The organism is Streptococcus sp. KR (genome assembly GCF_002238115.1).
Taxonomy (GTDB): Bacteria; Bacillota; Bacilli; order Lactobacillales; family Streptococcaceae; genus Streptococcus.
In genome coordinates, this window is sequence record NZ_NGVM01000073.1 from 1 (window position 1) to 1,017 (window position 1,017).

General features: G+C 36.2%; 1 protein-coding gene and 1 pseudogene. Both read right to left on the bottom strand.

The window, feature by feature from the left end; translation table 11 throughout:
- Nucleotides 1-32: 32 nt before the first annotated feature.
- The gene (locus CBI42_RS10860) at nucleotides 33-662 is read right to left on the bottom strand and encodes a hypothetical protein (protein WP_094753970.1); all 630 of its coding nucleotides are present in this window, start codon (nucleotides 660-662) and stop codon (nucleotides 33-35) included.
- Between the two features lie 8 nt (nucleotides 663-670).
- Nucleotides 671-1,017 (bottom strand): annotated as a pseudogene (locus CBI42_RS10865) (virulence protein); the annotation flags it as partial.

Sequence of the window (1,017 nt, forward strand, 5' to 3'; positions counted from 1 at the left end):
ACTCTCTTTCAAATAAGTGTTATTGTAAATTATCACTCGTCTTCCTCATCGTCATAAACTGGCTCGCCATGGATTTTGATGTATTCTTCATTCCTGCGGTCATCTTCTTCCCAGACTGGGTCTCTCACATCGTCCATAAATGGAATTTCTTCCAAACTCAGCTCATTAGCCTCTTCATAACTCATCGAAAGGGTATCCTCATGTCGGTTTTTAAATTCCTCCACACTTAACCAGCTCTCTTTATCATCTTCGCTAATCTGACCATCAATAGCAGTCGCAATTTCAATGGCCATAATATACATAGCTCTTTTATCAACAGTGAGAAGGTCAAGGTGGGTAGAAGCTATTCTTAAACATTCGCCTTTCTCACGAAAGTCCGACATCATAGCATCTTCGTAATCTAGCTGTATATATTCACATTTATGGGATAAAAAATCATATTTTATCCCTTCCTTTATTTGAACACTCCTCCATCTAACATCATGAGTTTCCTTGTCTAATTCTAAGTGAATAGAAAGTTTATCGATTGGTAAATCTAGATATCCAGCATACGATAAATCTGGCTCTATTCCATCTTTTTCCTCAAACCACATCCTTTTCGCTAGTTCCATGTAATCAAATGGAATTTCTTTGGTGTAATCGCCTTTGATGTAAACTTTCATTTTTCCTCCTATGATTTTAACCATTTAACAGCTTTTAAAATAAATTTGACTAATTGATTTTTTTCATAATTTGATAATTTATTCAATTCAGGAAGTCTATCAATCCATTCTCTAGCACTTTCTGCATCTACAATTTTATCCATTCCTCTATGCGCATTAACTCTATAACCTGATTTTCCTCCCCCTGACTGAATCTGAACTTTACCACTATGGGGTTCTGCATCTACACGAATATTCGCTTTCTTTCCTTTTACTTTTCCTTCAACAGTCCCAAAAGTCTTACTCGTTGGTTTATTGGCTTGCCAGCTGTCGTAGTTGCTAGAATAATTAACCTGAATTTCGCCATTTTGTAAGG

Bases quoted from the DNA above. Each gene is read 5' to 3' on its own strand.
- CBI42_RS10860 (WP_094753970.1), bottom strand. From the start codon at position 662: ATGAAAGTTTACATCAAAGGCGATTACACCAAAGAAATTCCATTTGAT.